The 17,011-nt window shown below is 66.6% G+C and carries 15 protein-coding genes; 8 read left to right on the top strand and 7 right to left on the bottom strand.

The window, feature by feature from the left end; translation table 11 throughout:
* Positions 1 to 90: 90 nt before the first annotated feature.
* Together LDH74_RS17175 and LDH74_RS17170 are read left to right on the top strand one after the other, a co-directional pair.
* Positions 91 to 675: a dolichol kinase gene (locus tag LDH74_RS17175; protein WP_226039912.1), complete on the top strand. Its 585-nt coding sequence runs from the start codon at positions 91 to 93 to the stop codon at positions 673 to 675.
* A 142-nt stretch (positions 676 to 817) separates the two neighbouring features.
* The gene (locus LDH74_RS17170; RefSeq protein ID WP_226039911.1) at positions 818 to 2,002 is read left to right on the top strand and encodes an MFS transporter; all 1,185 of its coding nucleotides are present in this window, start codon (positions 818 to 820) and stop codon (positions 2,000 to 2,002) included.
* 39 nt (positions 2,003 to 2,041) lie between these two features.
* On the opposite strand, the gene LDH74_RS17165 is transcribed toward LDH74_RS17170, so the two are convergent.
* Positions 2,042 to 2,542 (bottom strand): TspO/MBR family protein, encoded by a 501-nt coding sequence (locus LDH74_RS17165; protein WP_226039910.1) that lies wholly within the window; start codon positions 2,540 to 2,542, stop codon positions 2,042 to 2,044.
* 131 nt (positions 2,543 to 2,673) lie between these two features.
* Here LDH74_RS17165 and LDH74_RS17160 point away from each other — a divergent pair, with 131 nt between their 5' ends.
* Positions 2,674 to 5,121, top strand: a complete 2,448-nt coding sequence (locus LDH74_RS17160; protein ID WP_226039909.1) for a DEAD/DEAH box helicase — start codon at positions 2,674 to 2,676, stop codon at positions 5,119 to 5,121.
* 19 nt (positions 5,122 to 5,140) lie between these two features.
* Here LDH74_RS17160 and LDH74_RS17155 read toward each other — a convergent pair whose 3' ends face one another.
* The 3 genes from LDH74_RS17155 to LDH74_RS17145 form a co-directional block, all read right to left on the bottom strand.
* Positions 5,141 to 5,998 carry a phosphatase PAP2 family protein gene (locus LDH74_RS17155; RefSeq protein WP_226039908.1) on the bottom strand — a complete coding sequence of 286 codons (858 nt, stop codon included), beginning with the start codon at positions 5,996 to 5,998 and terminating at the stop codon, positions 5,141 to 5,143.
* Between the two features lie 313 nt (positions 5,999 to 6,311).
* The gene (locus LDH74_RS17150) at positions 6,312 to 7,040 is read right to left on the bottom strand and encodes an Sjogren's syndrome/scleroderma autoantigen 1 family protein (RefSeq protein ID WP_226039907.1); all 729 of its coding nucleotides are present in this window, start codon (positions 7,038 to 7,040) and stop codon (positions 6,312 to 6,314) included.
* A gap of 71 nt (positions 7,041 to 7,111) precedes the next feature.
* Positions 7,112 to 7,570: a TIGR00725 family protein gene (locus LDH74_RS17145; protein ID WP_226039906.1), complete on the bottom strand. Its 459-nt coding sequence runs from the start codon at positions 7,568 to 7,570 to the stop codon at positions 7,112 to 7,114.
* Positions 7,571 to 7,816: 246 nt separating this feature from the next.
* Between LDH74_RS17145 and mdh the strand changes: the two genes are divergently transcribed.
* Positions 7,817 to 8,731, top strand: coding sequence for a malate dehydrogenase (mdh, locus tag LDH74_RS17140; RefSeq protein ID WP_226039905.1), 915 nt, complete (start codon positions 7,817 to 7,819; stop codon positions 8,729 to 8,731).
* 133 nt (positions 8,732 to 8,864) lie between these two features.
* Here mdh and LDH74_RS17135 read toward each other — a convergent pair whose 3' ends face one another.
* Entirely contained in the window at positions 8,865 to 9,110 is a 246-nt protein-coding gene (locus LDH74_RS17135; protein WP_226039904.1) for a ferredoxin, read from the bottom strand.
* Positions 9,111 to 9,224: 114 nt separating this feature from the next.
* Here LDH74_RS17135 and LDH74_RS17130 point away from each other — a divergent pair, with 114 nt between their 5' ends.
* Positions 9,225 to 10,061, top strand: coding sequence for a class I SAM-dependent methyltransferase (locus LDH74_RS17130; RefSeq protein WP_226039903.1), 837 nt, complete (start codon positions 9,225 to 9,227; stop codon positions 10,059 to 10,061).
* Positions 10,062 to 10,124: 63 nt separating this feature from the next.
* Here LDH74_RS17130 and LDH74_RS17125 read toward each other — a convergent pair whose 3' ends face one another.
* Positions 10,125 to 11,696, bottom strand: coding sequence for an alkaline phosphatase (locus LDH74_RS17125; RefSeq protein WP_226039902.1), 1,572 nt, complete (start codon positions 11,694 to 11,696; stop codon positions 10,125 to 10,127).
* A gap of 200 nt (positions 11,697 to 11,896) precedes the next feature.
* Here LDH74_RS17125 and LDH74_RS17120 point away from each other — a divergent pair, with 200 nt between their 5' ends.
* A complete protein-coding gene (locus LDH74_RS17120; protein ID WP_226039901.1) occupies positions 11,897 to 13,105 on the top strand; it encodes an inorganic phosphate transporter in 1,209 nt (402 codons plus the stop codon).
* 68 nt (positions 13,106 to 13,173) lie between these two features.
* Here the strand turns inward: LDH74_RS17120 and LDH74_RS17115 are convergent, their stop codons facing one another.
* Entirely contained in the window at positions 13,174 to 13,623 is a 450-nt protein-coding gene (locus LDH74_RS17115; protein WP_226039900.1) for a universal stress protein, read from the bottom strand.
* 422 nt (positions 13,624 to 14,045) lie between these two features.
* Here LDH74_RS17115 and LDH74_RS17110 point away from each other — a divergent pair, with 422 nt between their 5' ends.
* Together LDH74_RS17110 and cgi121 are read left to right on the top strand one after the other, a co-directional pair.
* Entirely contained in the window at positions 14,046 to 16,403 is a 2,358-nt protein-coding gene (locus tag LDH74_RS17110) for an ATP-dependent DNA helicase (protein WP_226039899.1), read from the top strand.
* Positions 16,403 to 16,909, top strand: coding sequence for a KEOPS complex subunit Cgi121 (gene cgi121, locus LDH74_RS17105; RefSeq protein WP_226039898.1), 507 nt, complete (start codon positions 16,403 to 16,405; stop codon positions 16,907 to 16,909). Before LDH74_RS17110 ends, cgi121 begins: the two co-directional genes overlap by 1 nt.
* Positions 16,910 to 17,011: the final 102 nt, after the last annotated feature.

Here is a 17,011-nt window from a genome sequence, read left to right as displayed (position 1 = left end):
ACCGAGCGAACGAGCGAAGCGAGTGAGCGCAGCGTAAAAGGTTGGAACTGATCGACGGACTGAAGGTCACCTCCCCCGAGGCACGAAGTGATGGCTGACGAACTGAAGCGGCGACTCGTCCACGCCAGTGGCTCCGGGTTGGTCGCCCTCTACTTGCTCGCCGACTATCTCGAGGCCGGGCTCACGTGGCCCCGCTTTCGGCTCCTGATGATCGCCCTCGCGACCGGCGCGCTCGTCCTCGAGTTCCTGCGGCTTCGGATCGGACTCGACTGGCAACTCTACGACGTGCTGACTCGCGAGTACGAGCAGGACAACCCCGCCGGCTACGCCCTGTACATGATCAGTATGGCGATCGTCGTGGTGGTCTTCCAGCAGGATATCGCCCTCCCCGCGATGTTGATGCTCTCGCTCGGCGATCCGATCAGCGGAGCCGTCTCGGACAACACCCTTCAGCGGGTCAAGCCGCCGAAGGTGCTCATCACGATGTTCCTCGTCTCGACGGTTATCGCGATCCCGTTCCTTCCGATCGGCGTTGCGCTGGTCGCCGCCCTGGGCGCGACCCTCGCCGACGGCGTCACCCTCGAGATCCGCACCTACATCATCGACGACAACCTGACGATTCCGATCTACGCCGCCTGTCTAGCGTGGCTGGTGCTCGAGTTCGCGCCGTTGTAACCGCGCGAACTGCCGACGGCGACGGCAGTGACCGGTTCCGATATCGGCAAGGTCGTACCGTTCTGGGTCGCTCAAGACCGTCGCCGACGAATGGGTGAATCGATACGTGTCTCCCCCGGAAACGAGGAATCGACTGTCGACCGTGCGGTCCTTCCTGACGGACGGCCGCGGCGATATTCTGGTCGCCGTCGCCGCCGGCTGGTTCCTCTCGATCGGCGTCCGGCTGGCCTACCCCGTCCTGTTGCCCTATCTACGAGAATCGTACGGGCTCGACCTGACCACGGCCGGGCTCCTGTTGACCACGCTCTGGCTCTGTTACGCGCTGGGGCAGCTCCCGGGCGGTCTGCTCGCCGACCGCTTCGGCGAGGGAAACGTCCTCGTCGCGAGTACCCTGATTTCGGCGGTGACGCTCGGGCTCGTCGCCGTCGCCGGCTCCGCGCCGATCGTCTACCTCGCGACCGGGGCGTTCGGCTTCGGAACGGCGCTGTACGGCGTCGCCCGTTTCACGACGCTCTCGGACGTCTATCCGAACAACGACGGCACCGCGATCGGCGTGACGATGGCGGCGGGACAGGCCGGAAACACGCTCTTGCCGCTCGCGGCCGGCGGGATCGCCTCGGCGTTCGCCTGGCAGTACGGCTTCGGCCTCGCCGTCCCCGCCTTCGCACTCGTGGCGATCGGCCTCCGATTCGTCGTTCCCGCACGCACCTCCGGCGCGACCAGCGCCGTCGACAGCGTCTCCCTCGAGACGGTCCGGTACGTCCTTTCGGAGCTGCACCGACCCGAGATCATTACCGTGACAGCGATCCAGATCCTGACCTACTGCGTCTGGCAGGCCTTTACGGGCTTCTATCCGACCTATCTGATCCAGATCAAGGGTTTCTCCCAGGGCGTCGCCACCGGACTCTTTAGCACGTTCTTCGCGATGGGGATCCTCGTCCAGCCGCTGACGGGGCAGCTGTACGACCGGTTCGGGATCCGGAAATCGCTCCCGCCCGTATTGGGCGTCGTCGTGGTCTCGCTGGTCGCGCTGCCGTTCCTCGAGGGGTTCTGGCCGATCGTCGTCGGCACGGTCTTCCTCTCGAGCATCTTGGGATACGGGACGATCACCCTGCCGTACATGACCTCGGTGTTCCCGGCGGATATGAAGGGGACGGGACTGGGCTTCCTGCGGACCGTCTACATGACCATCGGCGCGGTCAGTCCGGTCCTGTTCGGCGCGCTCGCCGACCGGGGATTCTTCGACGAGGCGTACCTGATACTTGCCGGGTTCGTCGCTGTCGCGATGGTGCTGACCTGGTGGCTGCCCGAACTGTCGGAGCAGTGATCGCTCGCATCGGCCTCGAGTCACATTTCTCTCACGCCCTCAAGCGTTCAACCGCCAGAGTTCGAAATTGAGCACGGCCGCGAACGTCACCCACGCGAGATACGGCACGAGCAGGGCCGCAGCGCGACGGTCGACCCGTCGAAACGCGAGGATCGTCCCGACGACGAGTATCCAGAGTACACCGATGACGCCGAGTGCGACCAGTGGCAGCTCGAGCGCGAAAAACGCGGGCGTCCAGACCACGTTGAACAGCATTTGGCCGGCGAACAGCCCGAGTGCGAGTCGCCGACCGGCGGCGTCGCTGCGCCAGACGAGCCACAGCGCGACGCCTAGCAGAGTAAACAGTAGCGTCCAGACGACCGGAAACGCGATACCCGGCGGGTAGAACCAGGGTTTCTCGAGGCTTCGAAACCACGGCGTGGCGGGCGAGGAGAACACGCCCGGCAGCCCGCCGATGAGATTGACCAGCAGGACGAAGGCGACGGCGGTCAGAATCGACTTCCCGTCCGGGAGGCGCTGGGATATCGATCGGGTCTCCATACGCGCTCTACGTCACCTGCAGGTTTATATCGCCGACCCGCCGCGACCCGGCGACACTGCCGTCACGCTCGCGAGACCACTTTCACCCCGGTACGGGAACCCTTATTCGCGGCGGCGATGAACGGCCGGTAATGGCAACGACGGACGAGGAGATCGCGTCTATCGAGCACCCGCTGCTCGAGCCCGACTTCCTCGAGCGCCGACTCTACCAGCTGAAACTCGCGGGTACGGCCGCGAACCACCACACGCTCGTCTGTCTCCCGACCGGACTGGGGAAGACGACGGTGAGCCTGCTCGTGACGGCCCGGCGACTCGAGGAGGTCGGCGGCAAATCGCTGATGCTCGCGCCGACGAAACCTCTCGTCCAGCAGCACGCGGACTTCTACCGCGAGGCCCTCCAGCTCCCCGACGAGGAGATCGTCGTGTTCACCGGCGACGTGAGCCCGGACGACCGCGCCGAGATGTGGGAGTCGGCGACGATCGTGATGGCGACCCCGCAGGTGATCGAAAACGACCTCGTCGGCAGCCGGATTTCGCTCGCGGACGTGACCCACATCACCTTCGACGAGTGTCACCGCGCGACCGGCGACTACGCCTACAACTACATCGCCGAGCGCTACCACGCAGACGCGAAGCAACCGCTCGTTACCGGGATGTCGGCGTCGCCCGGCGGCGACGAGGAGGCCATCCTCGAGGTCTGTGAGAACCTCGGGCTGGACGAAGTCGAGGTGATGACGGAGGAGGACGCCGACGTCGAGGAATTCACCCACGACACCGAGGTCGAGTGGGAACGCATCGACCTCCCCGACGAGGTCCTCGAGATTCGGGACGCGTTGAACGAGGTGATCAAAGAGCGCCTCGAGAAGCTCAAGGAACTGGGCGTCGCGAGTTCGACCCAGCCCGACCAGTCCCAGAAGGACCTGAATCGGATGCGAGCGGAGTTACAGGAGCTGATCAACAACGACCAGTCGGAGGGGTTCGAGGGGATGTCCATTCATGCGGAAGTGATGAAACTCCGGCAGGCCGTCACCCTCGTGGAGACCCAGAGCGTCGAGGCCCTCTGTCGGTATTTCGATCGCCAGCGCAATCAGGCTCGGTCGTCCGGGGCGTCGAAGGCGAGCCAGCGAATGGTCTCGGACCCGCGTGTGCGCGAGGCCATGCGGAAAGCCGAGAGCTTCGACGAGATCCACCCCAAGTACAGCAAAACCCGTATGCTGCTGGCCGAAACGCTGGGGCTCGAGGGCGGCGAGCGGGTGATCGTCTTCACCGAGTCCCGCGACACGGCCGAGGCGCTCACCGAATTCCTGTGCGAGAGCTTCGACGCGAAGCGGTTCGTCGGACAGGGCGACCGCGAGGGCTCCGACGGGATGACCCAGAAACAGCAACAGGAAGTACTGGACGAGTTCCGAGCGGGCGAGTTCGAGGTGCTCGTCTCCACCTCGGTCGCCGAGGAGGGGCTGGACGTCCCGGAGGTCGACCTCGTGCTCTTCTACGAACCCGTCCCGACCGCGATCCGGTCGATTCAGCGGAAAGGACGGACCGGTCGCCAGTCCGAGGGGCGCGTCGTCGTCCTCATGGCCGAGGACACCCGCGACGAGGCCTACTTCTGGATCTCGCGGCGCCGCGAGAAGGAGATGGAGTCGGAGCTGCGCGAGCTGAAGGGGATGGCCGACGACCTCGCGGCCGAACTCGACGACTCCCAGCAATCGCTGGCCGATTTCGAGGCGGCCGGCGAGAGCGAAGCGGAAGTGGACGACAGCGAAGCGGACCCCGACGCAGTCGGTGGGTCTTCCAGCGGAAGCGAGGGGGTTGCGGGGCAGCCCGGATTACAGGAATTTGGCCCCGAGAACTCGGAAGCGAGTAACGGTGACGACGCCGGAGACGACTCCGACGAGGTCGAAACCCACGAACCGCACGCCGAGGGCGAGACGGTCGCGGTCGTCGCCGACCAGCGCGAGATGGACGCGAACATCGCCCGCGACCTCTCGCGGCGTGAGGAGTACGAGATCAGCCTCGAGACGCTCGACGTCGGCGACTACGTCCTCTCCGACCGGGTCGTCGTCGAGCGCAAGTCCGTCGCGGACTTCGTCGACTCGCTGGTCGGCGGCGACCGATCGGTCTTCGAGCAGGTCGGCGCGATGGCTCGCCACTACTCGCGGCCGATCGTCGTCGTCGAGGGCGAGGGGCTGTACGAACAGCGGGACGTCCACCCGAACGCGATCCGGGGGGCGCTCTCGAGTCTCGCCGTCGACTTCGGTGCGAGCGTGCTGCGGACCGAAAGCGAGGACGACACGACCGAACTGCTCGCGGTGATCGCCGGCCGGGAACAGTCGACCGCCGACCGGGAGGTGTCGGTCCACGGCGAGAAGGGGACCAAGACCCTGAGCGAGCAACAGGAGTACGTCGTCGCCTCGATCGCCGAGATCGGTCCCGTCACCGCGCGCTCGCTGCTCGAGGAGTTCGGCACGGTCGAAGGCGTAATGATCGCGACCGAGGACGAGTTGCAGGACGCTGACGGCGTCGGAACGGTCACCGCCGAGCGGATTCGAGAGGTTATCGGTAGCGACTACACCGGCTGAGTCCGACTCGACTCGCGGCTCAGTCGCTCGCTTCGGAGGAGATCCCGTCCTCGCTCTCGTCGCCGATGGGAACGGGACCCGGTCTCCCCTCCACGCGGGTGACGATCCAGTCGGCGATCCAGACGGCTCCGACGCCGAGGACGATGCCCGCGATGACGTCGATCAGCCAGTGGATCCCGAGGTACATCGTCGAGAAGACGACGCAACTCACCACGAACGACGCGAGCTGAAACCACCGCGGGTATTCGCTGCGCGACCGCCAGGCGAACACCAAGACGACGACCGCAAGCGACGTGTGCAACGAGGGGAACACGTTCGTGTTCGACGACACCGCTGCCGTCATCGTCTGGGCCTGCGGATAGAAGTCGTACATCAGCCCGGAGACGGACGACAGGTGGTTCCGCGGTCCGTACGCGATAAACAGCGTGTAGAAGATCGTCCCGATCAGGTAATTCAACAGGTACGCGATGAGGAGTTCCTTGAGGTGGCGCTGGGACGGTAACACGAAGTAGAGGATCGGTGCGGTTACCAGTAGATACGGGAACCCGAACATGTACATCGCCGAGAAGAACTCCAGCGTGGCCTGGGGGACGATATCCTGGAGAAACGCTACGAACTCCCCCTCGATTGCGTATATCTCCGCAGTGATATCCCAATCGAGAGCGTGCGAGATCCGTTCGCTATGGCCGGTCGTCGCCCGCTTCGCCAGGAAGAACAGGGCCGCCGCGCCGAGATACGGCGCGACCTCGAGGAGTCGGTCATCGAGTTCAGCCGCCGTCCGACTGATCGCTGTCCGATCGAGACAGATCGCACAGGTCCCTATGAGTCCGATGCAAACGACGAGTACCGTGAGCATGACGACGAATCCAAGTGCCATCGTTAGTTTCTCGTAAGTTCGTGGTTCGACGGGTGACTTCGGTCTGCGGGCCGGTAGCACGGAGGGCGGAGGGAAATGGCTACCTGAAACGCGACGCACGCGAGCGACCGATCAGGCCCGTCGATGAGTGTCATCAGAGTATACGTTTTTTGCTAAATATATATCTATTGATGTACAGATCCAGGTCCGGATCGACTCTCACACTGGTACGGGACGCGACGACACCCCGGGGAGGACCGAAAAGTGAAATCCGGTCGATAGTACCGCCAGTCGAGAGCCGTCAGCTCGGAGCCGGCAGTACCGTCCAGCGTCATCAGCGGAGGGTCGACAGCGTTTCGCCGGCCTCACGAGCCGCCTCGAGACAGTCCCGGGCGTACCGGGGGTCGTCCGCGGCGGCGGCCTCCGCGGCGAACTTCTCGAGCGTGCGGACGAGCGCGTCGCGTGCGGTCTCGAGGTCGGCGTCGACCGACGGCGGGGTCACTGTCGACTGCGATCGCGACTCACCGCTCGAATCGGACGGCTGGGATCGCGGCTGACGGACCCCCTCGTCGGCTCGCCGCCGGCCGGCAGCGATCGGTTCCCCGTCGGCGTCGGCCGCACGGCCAGCCTCGGAGTCGGCAGCGTCGACCGTGTCCGCGGTCGTCGCGTCGGCCATCGCAGGACGGTCGCGACCGTCGTCGGCCGGTTGTTCCGTCGCAGGCTGCCCTGCAGCGGGCTGTTCTGCAGCGGACTGTCCCGTAGTGGGCTGCTCCGCAGTCGACCGTTCCGTCGCGGGTTGTCCCGCAGTCGACTGTTCGTCGGCCGATTGCGCCTCGAGTCCCGTCCCCTCGACGGCGTCGGGATTGCCGTGACAGCTGGGGCAGAACGTGGTGCCCTCGTGCTGGAAAAGCGGGTCGCCGCAGGTGCCACAGTGGGCGTTCGTCATCGTCGCGCCCTTGAGCAGCAGATCGCTCATCCGTTGGGTCGCCTTGCGCTCTTCTTTGTCCTGCTCGTACTTCTCTCGAAGTTTCTCGCGCTCGGCTTCCTTGTCGAAGTCGCTCATATCCGTTGAGACGTGTCCGAGCGTCGAAAAAGCTGCGACACCCGACAGTCAGCGCAGCGCGACGGGTTGGGTCACCGCTCGAGGGCGGATTCGACCGCGTCGACGGCCGCTTCGGGCGACTCGACCGTCTCGAGAGCCATCCCGAAATCGGATACGTCGTGGGTCTCGAGGCCGACGATAGGGCGGTCGTAGATACCGGCGAAACCGATCTCCGAGAGGGTGCCGACGCCGCCAGTGAGCGCGATGACCGCGTCGCCGTTCAGCGGGACGAGCGCGTTCCGCGCGTGGCCGAGACCGGTTGCGATCGGGTGATCGACGGAGTCGTTCGCCGCCTCGGGACGCTCGCCGGGAAGGATCCCGATCGTCGTGCCGCCCGCGGCTTTCGCGCCGCGACAGACCGCTTCCATCGTGCCGCCGCGGCCGCCACAGACGACCGTATGGCCGCGGGCGGCGAGTTCGCGTCCGACCGCTTCCGCCCGAGTCGCCTGTTCGTCCGTGATCGTTCCGCCGCCGATGACGCTGACGCGCATACGTGCGTTCCGCGAGCGACGGGCATGACCGGTTCGGTCTCGACGTGATCGCGGCTCGAGCGGATACCGATCGATCGGCGGGTTTCGGGGAAACCGCGGTGGGTTTCACCGGACTGGCCGGTTCGCTCGGCGGGAGCTGCGAGGTGAGTAGATGAGACGACAGCTGTCGAGAGTTAGATCGGTACAACCGTTCGAAGTCCATCTGTCGACGGATTTAACGTGTGGGATGTGGAAGCAATACGCGACATGACGAAAGTTAGCGTGGTCGGCGCGGCCGGGACGGTCGGGGCCGCCGCGGGCTACAACATCGCGCTTCGGGACGTCGCGGACGAGCTCGTTCTCGTCGACATTCCGGACAAGGAGGACGACACGATCGGACAGGCCGCGGACGCCAATCACGGCGCGGCCTACGACTCGAACACGACGATCCGACAGGGCGGCTACGAGGACACCGCCGGCTCGGACGTCGTCGTCATCACGGCGGGTATCCCGCGACAGCCGGGACAGACGCGGATCGATCTCGCGGGCGACAATGCGCCCATCATGGAGGACATCGGCTCCTCGCTGGCCGAACACAACGACGACTTCATCACCGTCACCACGTCGAACCCGGTCGACCTGCTCAACCGCCACCTCTACGAGACGGGCGACCGCGCCCGCGAGAAGGTGATCGGCTTCGGCGGCCGGCTCGACTCCGCCCGCTTCCGGTACGTGATCTCTCAGCGCTTCGACGCGCCCGTCCAGAACGTCGAGGCGACGATCCTCGGCGAGCACGGCGACGCCCAGGTCCCCGTCTTTTCGAAGGTCCGCGTCGACGGCCGGGACCCCGAGTTCGACGAGGACGAGAAGGAAGACCTGCTCGAGGAGCTCCAGGCTTCGGCGATGAACGTCATCGAGAAGAAGGGCGCGACCGAGTGGGGCCCGGCGTCCGGCGTCGGCCACATGGTCGAGGCCATCCTGCGCGACACCGGCGAGGTGCTCCCTGGAAGCGTCGCGCTCGAGGGCGAGTACGGCCACGAGGACACCGCGTTCGGCGTTCCCATCAAGCTCGGGTCCGGCGGCGTCGAGGAGATCGTCGAGTGGGACCTCACCGAGTACGAGCGCAACCAGCTCGGCGAGGCCGCCGAGAAGCTCTCGGAGCAGTACGACGAGATCTCATAATCGACGGTCTCTCGAGCGGCTTTTTCGCGTTCGCCGCTCGAGCCGGCGTCATACGGTCTTGCTGTCACTGTGTCCCGGCGCACCCGCATGGCGGGTCGCGGGTACGCCGGGAGATAACTGCTAGTAGTCCGTCTCAGGGAATCAGCTGCTCGCCGTCGTCGTCGTAGATCGTGATCGCGTCGACGGGACAGGACCGGGCGGCGAACTTCGCGTCGAGTTCCGCGTCGTCGGGCACCTCGCGGACGAAGATTCCGTCTTCGGTCTCCTCGCTGTCGGCGAGGATCGCCTTCCCACGCGATTTGTCCTTCTCGAACGCGTCCCACTCGGCGACGCACTGGAACATCCCGATACAGACGTCCTCGTCGAATTCGACCTTCATGCGCGACCGTTGGGTCGATCGGCGTAAATCGGTAGCGGTCGGCATCCGTGGTCCGCGATATCAGAAACCACATGTCATCGTAGAGTTATTACTGGGCGGGTCGTCGGCTCGAGCATGGTCCCGGACCGGTTCGGACCGCTCGAGGCGAACGACGGAGCGGACCCGCTCGGCCGAGCGATGCTCGCTCACTACCGCGACGAACCGGGACGGCTCATCTATCGCGACGGGGCGGACGTACGGGACGGTAACGTCGCCGAGTTCTACTTCTCGAGTCCCGAGTCGTGGGACCGGGAGACGATCGCCGCGCTCGAGCGCCTCGCCGACGCCGAGCCGGTCCTCGACGTGGGGTGTGACGCGGGGAACCACCTCCTGTGGTGGGCCGATCGGGGCGTCGACGCGGTCGGCGTTGACGCGAGTCCAAATGCGGTCTTGGCCGCCCGCGAGCGGTGCGAGGTCCGCAGGACCTCGAGGCGGAGCGGCGAAGCCGCGGAGCGCGGACTCGAGGACGTTCTCGTCGGCGACATGTTCGATCTGCCGGTGCCGACGGACGCGTTCGGAGCCGTCCACGCCGTCGGCACGCAGATCGGCCTCGGCCGCTCGCTGGCCGGCGTCCGCGAACTGCTCGCCGAGTTCGATCGCGTCACCGACGACGGCGGGGTCGCGGTCGTCGATAACTACGATCCGACGCGGCTGGACGCGGAGTTCTTCGGCTACCGATCCGACCCTCGCGAGGGAGTCGCTCACCGGTGTTTCCACCTCGAGTTCGAGGGCGAGCGGGCGGACGGCGAACGATTCCGCGAGGTCGGGCGGACGCTGCAGTTCCTGCTGTGCTCGTCCGCCCGGTTCCGCGAGGCGACGACGGGGACGCCGTGGGCCGTGACCGACGTTCTGCGATCGGAGGCCCACTACAGAGCGGTTCTGGCGAAATCGGATCCGAAACCGCATCGGTAGCGAGACGGTCCCGGGGTAGACGCGAAAATCGGGGCAGATACCGGCGAGCGATGGGGGACGCGTTCAGAAGTCGTGGACCGAGCTGATCGACTCGCGGCGGCGGCCGGCTTCCGACGACGGCGCGGGGATGTCCTCCCGGTTCTCGAGGATCAGGAGGACGTCCCGGTAGTCGACCACGCCGTTGCCGTCGACGTCGAGTGCGTCGGTCACGTCGTCGGTGACGGGGCCGACGTACTCGAGGGCGAGCCAGGCGTCGAGCCGGCTCGATGGTCCCGTTCGGGCGATCCTTCGCTCCCAGGAGTCACGCCGGGCGTCGGAGACGCGGGGAAGTCGGCCGAACAGCAACAGGGCGGCGACGGTCACCGAGAGGTCGGTGTGGTGGATCCAGCCGTTGAACGGGTCGACGTGGGGACCGGCGGCCATCACCGTCTGCGCCGGACCCGTGTGAACGTTCGAGGCCCACGAGACGCCGAGGTGGTCGGAGAGGACCGCGCCGAGTTCGTTGGAGAGGGCGTATGGGCCCTCGGCGCCTCTGGCGTCCGCGATCCGTTCGACATCCTCGTCGGTGAGATCGACGTCGACGCGTCCGTCGACCGCCTCGCGGATCGGGGTGCCGGCCTCGATGGCCGCAGCGATGGCCGCGTTGCTCGCCTCCGCGTTCCGGATCGCCTCGGCCTCGATCGGCGACCCGTAGCCGCTGCCGGTCGCCAGACCGCCAGTCTCGTGGTCGGACGTGACGACGACCAGCGTGTCGTCTCGGTTCTCGGCGTACTCGAGCGCCCAGTCGACGACCGCGTCGAACTCTTCGGTCTCGGCAACCGTCGTCTGAACGTCGTTCCCGTGCTCGGCGTGGTCGATGCGCCCGCCCTCGACCAACAGGAAAAAGCCGTCGTCGTCCTCCTCGAGCCGATCGACGGCGGTCGCAGTCATCTCGGGCAGCGACGGGATCGACTCGTCGCGGTCGAGCGTGTAGGTGACGTGGCTGTCGTCGAATAGCCCGAGCAGCCTGTCTCCGCTCGCCGACTCGAGGTCGGCGGCGTCGAACAGGACCTCGTAGCCCGACTCTCGCATCCGCTCAAGCAGCGCGTCGTCGAACTCGCGACGGCCGCCGCCCATGAGCACGTCGACGTCGCTCTCGGCGTACTGTGCCGCGATCGCCTCCTCCATGTCGCGGTCGGGGACGTGCGAGGCGTAGGCGGCCGGCGTCGCGTGGGTGATCCGAGTCGTCGATACGAGTCCGGTCGCTTTGCCCCGCGCCTGTGCGAGCTCGAGCTGGGTCAACAGCGGCGTCGGATCGTCGTCGTCGGCGTCGCCGCGGACCGACAGCTGCCCGTTGTACGCCTTGTGACCGGTCGCGAGCGCGGTTCCGGCGGCCGCCGAGTCGGTCACCTCGCCGCTCCGGGAGCTGGTCCGCGTGTAGCCGACGCCGGTCATCGACTGCAGCGAGAGGTCCCCGTGGACGACCGACGTGACTTCGATCGGATCGAATCCCATGCCGTCGCCGATCAGGACGATCACGTTCTCGACGCCTCCGCCGAGACGGCTGGCGGCGGCGTCGGAGTGTGCGCCGGCCGAGCCAGTTGCACCGAGCAGTCCAGTCGCACCCAGGGCCGTAACGAACTGTCGTCGTCGCATAGTGCGTGCGGATTCTCCACGACATCGCCCATTATTGTTTGTATTATTGATTGGTAAGTTGCGATGGAAATCAGTAGTCGAGGAGAGACGGGTCCGCGACTCATTCAGCGATCGATGACCCTCGAGAGCGGGGTGCGGGACGGATGCACGGAACCCGGAGGAACCCTTTTCCGCTCCGTCGTGGAACCTCGACCGACGGAATGGTTGCACTGTCCTTTGCCGTTCTAGTCGGGACCGCCATCTTGACCTGTCTGTTCATGGCGTGGGTGCTCGGGGCGAACAGCAACTCGCCGCCGTTCGCTCCGGCGATCGGCGCAAACGCGATTTCGACGATGCAAGCGGCGTTCGTCATCGGCCTGCTCGCGGCCGCGGGGGCGCTCATGCAGGGCGGCAGCATCTCCGAGACCATCGGTGGGGATCTAATCGATGGCGTCACGATCACGCCGCTGGCGGCCACCGCGGGCCTGCTGACCGCGGCGGGCTTCATGGCGATCGGTATCTATACCCGATACCCGATCCCAGCGGCGTTCGCGACGACGGGCGCGATGGTCGGCGTCGGCCTCTCGCTGGGCGGCGACCCGGCGATGGCGACCTACCGCCGGTTAGGGACCTTCTGGCTGCTCGTCCCGATCATGTCCGGCGGGTTAGCGTACGCGACGGCGACGATCCTCCGCCGCGACGACATCCCCGAGACCGTCGGTGTCCCGCTGCTCGCGGGAATCGTCGGCGCGATCGTCGCCAATATCCGCCTCGGGGTGATTCCGGATCCGTCGGCGGATCAGGGCACGCTGGCCGGCTTCGTTTCCCGACCGTTCGGCGGCGGGCCGACGCTCGCCGCCGGGATCGATCTCGGAACGGTTCTGGTGACGATCGGTGCCGGAGTCCTCGCGTTCTACTTGGTCCGCGAGCGCGTCCGCGCCTCCGTCGAGAGCGGTATCCGCTCGTTCCTGCTGGTTCTCGGCGGCATCGTCGCCTTCTCCTCGGGCGGTTCGCAGGTCGGGCTCGCGACCGGCCCGCTCGAGAACCTCTTTCGAGCCGAACTCGGCCTGCCGGGGATCTTCCTGCTCGCGATCGGTGCGGTCGGCATCCTCGCCGGAGCCTGGATGGGCGCTCCGCGGCTGTTGCAGGCGACCTCCCGGGAGTACGCCCAGCTCGGCGTGCGCCGATCGATCGCGGCGCTGGTGCCGGGGTTCATCATCGCCCAACTGGCGATCGCGCTCGGGATCCCCATCTCGCTGAACAACATCATCCTCTCGGGGGTCATCGGCGGCGGGCTGGCCGGTGGCTCGGCCGGCGTCTCCCGACGCAAGATCGGCGTCACGATAACTTTCTGGCTGGTGACGCTCGGGAGTTCGGTTATCGTCGGGTACGGACTCTATCAACTGTTCGCGTGGGCCATCGGGGGTTGAATCCCTAACAGCGGTGGCAACTCGAGGAACAGCGGAACTCGTCGTTCATCAAATAGTTGTAATTGGGACTAAAGCACCGTCACCGGCCGCGCAGTGCGTTCGACCACCGTGGCGGCGATGCCGCGGCCGAGAAACCGCCTGAGAAATCCCGTCGACCCGCTTCGGGAGCCGTAGATGACGACGTGATCGACCCCCTCCTCGGACGCGTACTGCGGGACGACGGTGCCGGGTCGTCCCTCGGCCGTCTCGATCCGAACGCGGTCCACCGGCGCGGGATCGGTGGAATCCGTGGAATCGGTGACCGACTCGAGCAGCTCCTCGGCGCCGGCCCGGGCCGCCGTCGTCCGTTCCTCGCTTCGCTCGAGGACACCACCTTCGCTAAGCGGTGCGTCCAGCGGCGTCACGGCAGCGAGCAGCGTGATGTCGGCGTCGGGGAACGTCTCGAGGGCGTACGCGAGCGCCTCGTCTTCCCGCGGACGGCCGAGCGTCGGGACGAGGACGTGAGTAGAGTCGGCCATAGAGTCGTCTTCGGTCGCCGGTCCTATCGGTCTATCGCCGCCAACGAATCGCTCACTCCGTTGTGTGAATGGAGTGGGTTCTGGTGGGAATGAGTATGACAACGAGTTCTGCTATCGTGGCAACAGGGATTCACCACGCCCTCCCCAGCCGATTCGTTCGCGCCTCGTGGCGCTCACTCATCCCTCGCGCAGTTTCGGGCCGCGGCTCACCCATCGGGTTCGCCGCGGTACAGCGCGCGCCACAGCATGCCGGATGGTCGGTCTGGAGCAATACGTTACTCCCCTCTGTTGAACGCTCGAAGGAAGCACGGAGCCGCCAGCGATCGACACGGATCGGGGGCGGACGAACGCATTGCTCGAGGATCCGAGCCCACGGCCCTCGAGACGATACTTTAAACCGCGGGACGCGCCAAGGACGGGTAATGAATATCGAGGAGCTGACGGGGCTCCCGGCCGGTGCCGTCGACCACTTCCGGAGCGACGGCATCGAGGAGCTCTACCCGCCACAGGCCGAGGCGGTCGAGGCCGGCGCGACCGACGGCGAGAGCCTCGTCGCCGCGGTCCCCACCGCCAGCGGGAAGACGATGATCGCCGCGCTCTCGATGCTGTCGGCGGTCGAGCGCGGCGGGAAGGCGCTGTACATCGTCCCGCTGCGAGCGCTCGCCAGCGAGAAAAAGGAGGAGTTCGAAGCCTACGAGCGCTTCGGCGTGACGACGGGCGTGACGACCGGCAACTACGAGAGCACCAGCGACTGGCTCTCGACGAAGGACATCGTCGTCGCCACCAGCGAGAAGGTCGACTCACTCGTGCGAAACGGGGCCGACTGGCTCTCGGATCTGACCTGCGTCGTCAGCGACGAGGTCCACCTCATCGACGACCGGAACCGGGGGCCGACGCTCGAGGTGACCCTCGCGAAACTCCGCAAGCTCAACCCCCGCATGCAGGTCGTCGCGCTCTCGGCGACGGTCGGCAACGCCGACGAGATCGCCGACTGGCTCGACGCCGCACTCGTGGACACCGACTGGCGACCGATCGACCTCCAGATGGGCGTCCACTACGGCAACGCGCTGAACTTCGACGACGGCTCGACCCGCGAGGTTCCGGTGGAAGGTAGCGAGAAGCAGGAGGCCGCGCTCGTTCGCGACATCCTCCAGGAGGGGGGCTCCTCGCTCGTGTTCGTCAACTCCCGTCGGAACGCCGAGGCCGCTGCGAGACGGTTGGGCGGAGTCTCGCGGAACGAACTGACCGCCGAGGAACAGACGGAACTGGCCGAGCTGGCCGACGACATCCGCGACGATAGCGACACCGAGACCAGCAAGGACCTTGCCGAGGCCGTCGAACGCGGCTCGGCGTTTCACCACGCCGGCCTCTCGAGCACCCAGCGGAGCATCGTCGAGGACGCCTTTCGCGACCGACTCCTGAAGGTGATCTCGGCCACACCGACGCTCGCAGCGGGAGTCAATACCCCGGCCCGCCGCGTGATCGTCCGCGACTGGCGGCGCTTCGATCCCAGCGCCGGCGGGATGGCACCTCTGGACGTCCTCGAGGTCCACCAGATGATGGGACGGGCGGGTCGGCCGGGGCTCGACCCCTACGGCGAGGCCGTGTTGCTCGCCAAGAGCCACGAGGAAAGCGAGGAGCTGTTCGACCGCTACGTCTGGGCCGATCCCGAACCGGTGCGCTCGAAGCTGGCAGCCGAGCCCGCGCTACGAACCCACGTACTCGCAACCATCGCCTCCGGCTTCGCTCGAACGCGAGGTGGGCTCCTCGAGTTCCTCGAGGCCACCCTCTACGCCAGCCAGTCGACCGAAGCCGGCCGGCTCGAGACGGTGACCGATACGGTCTTGCAGTACCTCGAGTCGAACGACTTTATCGAGCGCGATAGCGGTGACGAGAGCGGCGACGAAGCGACCAGCGGCGCGTTCACCTCGGCTGCCGACCTCGCTGACGATACCGGTCGAGACGAGTCGCTCGAGGCCACCAGCCTCGGCCACACCGTCTCCCGACTCTACCTGGATCCGATGAGCGCCGCGACGATCGTCCACGGGCTCGAGCGGGCGGACGAGCGCCCGACCGCGCTGGGACTCTACCAGCTCGTCTCGCGGACGCCCGACATGTACGAGCTCTACCTCCGATCGGGCGAGGACGAGAAATTCGGCGAACTCTACTACGAGCGCGAGGCCGAGCTGCTGGGCGACGCACCCAGCGAGTTCGAGGAGGAGCGCTTCGAGGACTGGCTCTCCGCGCTCAAGACGGGCAAACTGCTCGAGGACTGGGCCGCGGAGACCGACGAGGAGCAGCTGACCGACCGATACAAGATCGGCCCGGGCGACCTCCGCGGGAAGGTCGACACCGCCGAGTGGCTGCTCGGTGCGGCCGAGTCGCTCGCCGCGGAGATCGACAGCGAGTGGACCGTCGCCGTCCGAGAGGCCCGCGCCCGCGTCGAACACGGCGTCGGTGAGGAACTCCTCGAACTCGTCTCGGTCGGCGGCGTCGGCCGGAAGCGCGCTCGCCGACTCTACGACGCGGGAATCGAGGAGCCTGCGGACCTGCGGACCGCGGACAAGGGCGTCGTTCTCAGCGTGCTCAAGGGGGAGAAGACGGCCGAAACCATCCTCGAGAACGCCGGCCGCGAGGATCCCTCGATGGACGGCGTCGAACCGTCCGAGTCGGGAGGTGGAGCGCCGATCGGAGACTCGAGCGACGATGCAGAGAGCGACGCGACGACGGCGGAGTCGACGGACCCGGACGACAGTCAGGCGAGCCTGGGTGATTTCTGATGGAGCTACTCGAATGTCGGCTCGCGATCGACGATCTGGACTCGTTCGTGGCCGAAATCGGCGAGGTCGGGGACCGCCACGGCGTGACGATTCAGGCGTTCGATTCGCGGTACGTCGCCGACCGTCCCCACCTCGAGCGGGCCGTCAAACTGGCCGATCGCGCCATCGAGCGCGGCGAGAACGTCGCCCGTGATCGCGCCGTCGAGATGCTGCTGTACGCCGCCGGCCGGCGACAGATCGATCGGGCGCTCGAGATGGGCGTCGGCGAGGGAGACAATCGGGCAGTCGTACTCGTCGACGGCGATACCGGCGATACGGAAGCGGCCGCGCTTGAGGATCTCGAAGAACTGAACGCGTTCGTCGAACGGGAGCCGACGCTCGAGTCGCAAGACGAGGAGACGCTCTGCGAGTTCTTCGAGATCACCGATGCCGAACGCGGGGCCACCGACGCGTCGCTGTCGGCGCTGGTCGGCGAACGGGTCGCCCTGCTCGAGGTCGAGAAGTGAACCGGTGAAAGGCGAGGTGGCGGAAGATGAGACGGCGGAAGACGAGGCGGCAACCGGCCGTCAGACGGGAGTCGACGCCACGCTCTTGTGCGATCCGACCGA

Source organism: Natrinema sp. DC36, assembly GCF_020405225.1.
Taxonomy (GTDB): domain Archaea; phylum Halobacteriota; class Halobacteria; order Halobacteriales; family Natrialbaceae; genus Natrinema.
Note: the sequence above shows the minus strand (reverse complement) of the source record. Positions and strands in the feature narration are given on the sequence as shown.

Excerpts from the sequence above, each read along its gene's own strand:
- LDH74_RS17175 (WP_226039912.1), top strand. The coding sequence starts at position 91 with ATGGCTGACGAACTGAAGCGGCGACTCGTCCACGCCAGTGGCTCCGGG.
- LDH74_RS17130 (WP_226039903.1), top strand. The coding sequence starts at position 9,225 with ATGGTCCCGGACCGGTTCGGACCGCTCGAGGCGAACGACGGAGCGGAC.
- LDH74_RS17120 (WP_226039901.1), top strand. The coding sequence starts at position 11,897 with ATGGTTGCACTGTCCTTTGCCGTTCTAGTCGGGACCGCCATCTTGACC.
- LDH74_RS17110 (WP_226039899.1), top strand. The coding sequence starts at position 14,046 with ATGAATATCGAGGAGCTGACGGGGCTCCCGGCCGGTGCCGTCGACCAC.
- LDH74_RS17135 (WP_226039904.1), bottom strand. The coding sequence starts at position 9,110 with ATGAAGGTCGAATTCGACGAGGACGTCTGTATCGGGATGTTCCAGTGC.
- LDH74_RS17155 (WP_226039908.1), bottom strand. The coding sequence starts at position 5,998 with ATGGCACTTGGATTCGTCGTCATGCTCACGGTACTCGTCGTTTGCATC.
- LDH74_RS17150 (WP_226039907.1), bottom strand. The coding sequence starts at position 7,040 with ATGAGCGACTTCGACAAGGAAGCCGAGCGCGAGAAACTTCGAGAGAAG.
- LDH74_RS17160 (WP_226039909.1), top strand. The coding sequence starts at position 2,674 with ATGGCAACGACGGACGAGGAGATCGCGTCTATCGAGCACCCGCTGCTC.
- LDH74_RS17145 (WP_226039906.1), bottom strand. The coding sequence starts at position 7,570 with ATGCGCGTCAGCGTCATCGGCGGCGGAACGATCACGGACGAACAGGCG.
- LDH74_RS17165 (WP_226039910.1), bottom strand. The coding sequence starts at position 2,542 with ATGGAGACCCGATCGATATCCCAGCGCCTCCCGGACGGGAAGTCGATT.
- cgi121 (WP_226039898.1), top strand. The coding sequence starts at position 16,403 with ATGGAGCTACTCGAATGTCGGCTCGCGATCGACGATCTGGACTCGTTC.
- LDH74_RS17125 (WP_226039902.1), bottom strand. The coding sequence starts at position 11,696 with ATGCGACGACGACAGTTCGTTACGGCCCTGGGTGCGACTGGACTGCTC.
- mdh (WP_226039905.1), top strand. The coding sequence starts at position 7,817 with ATGACGAAAGTTAGCGTGGTCGGCGCGGCCGGGACGGTCGGGGCCGCC.
- LDH74_RS17115 (WP_226039900.1), bottom strand. The coding sequence starts at position 13,623 with ATGGCCGACTCTACTCACGTCCTCGTCCCGACGCTCGGCCGTCCGCGG.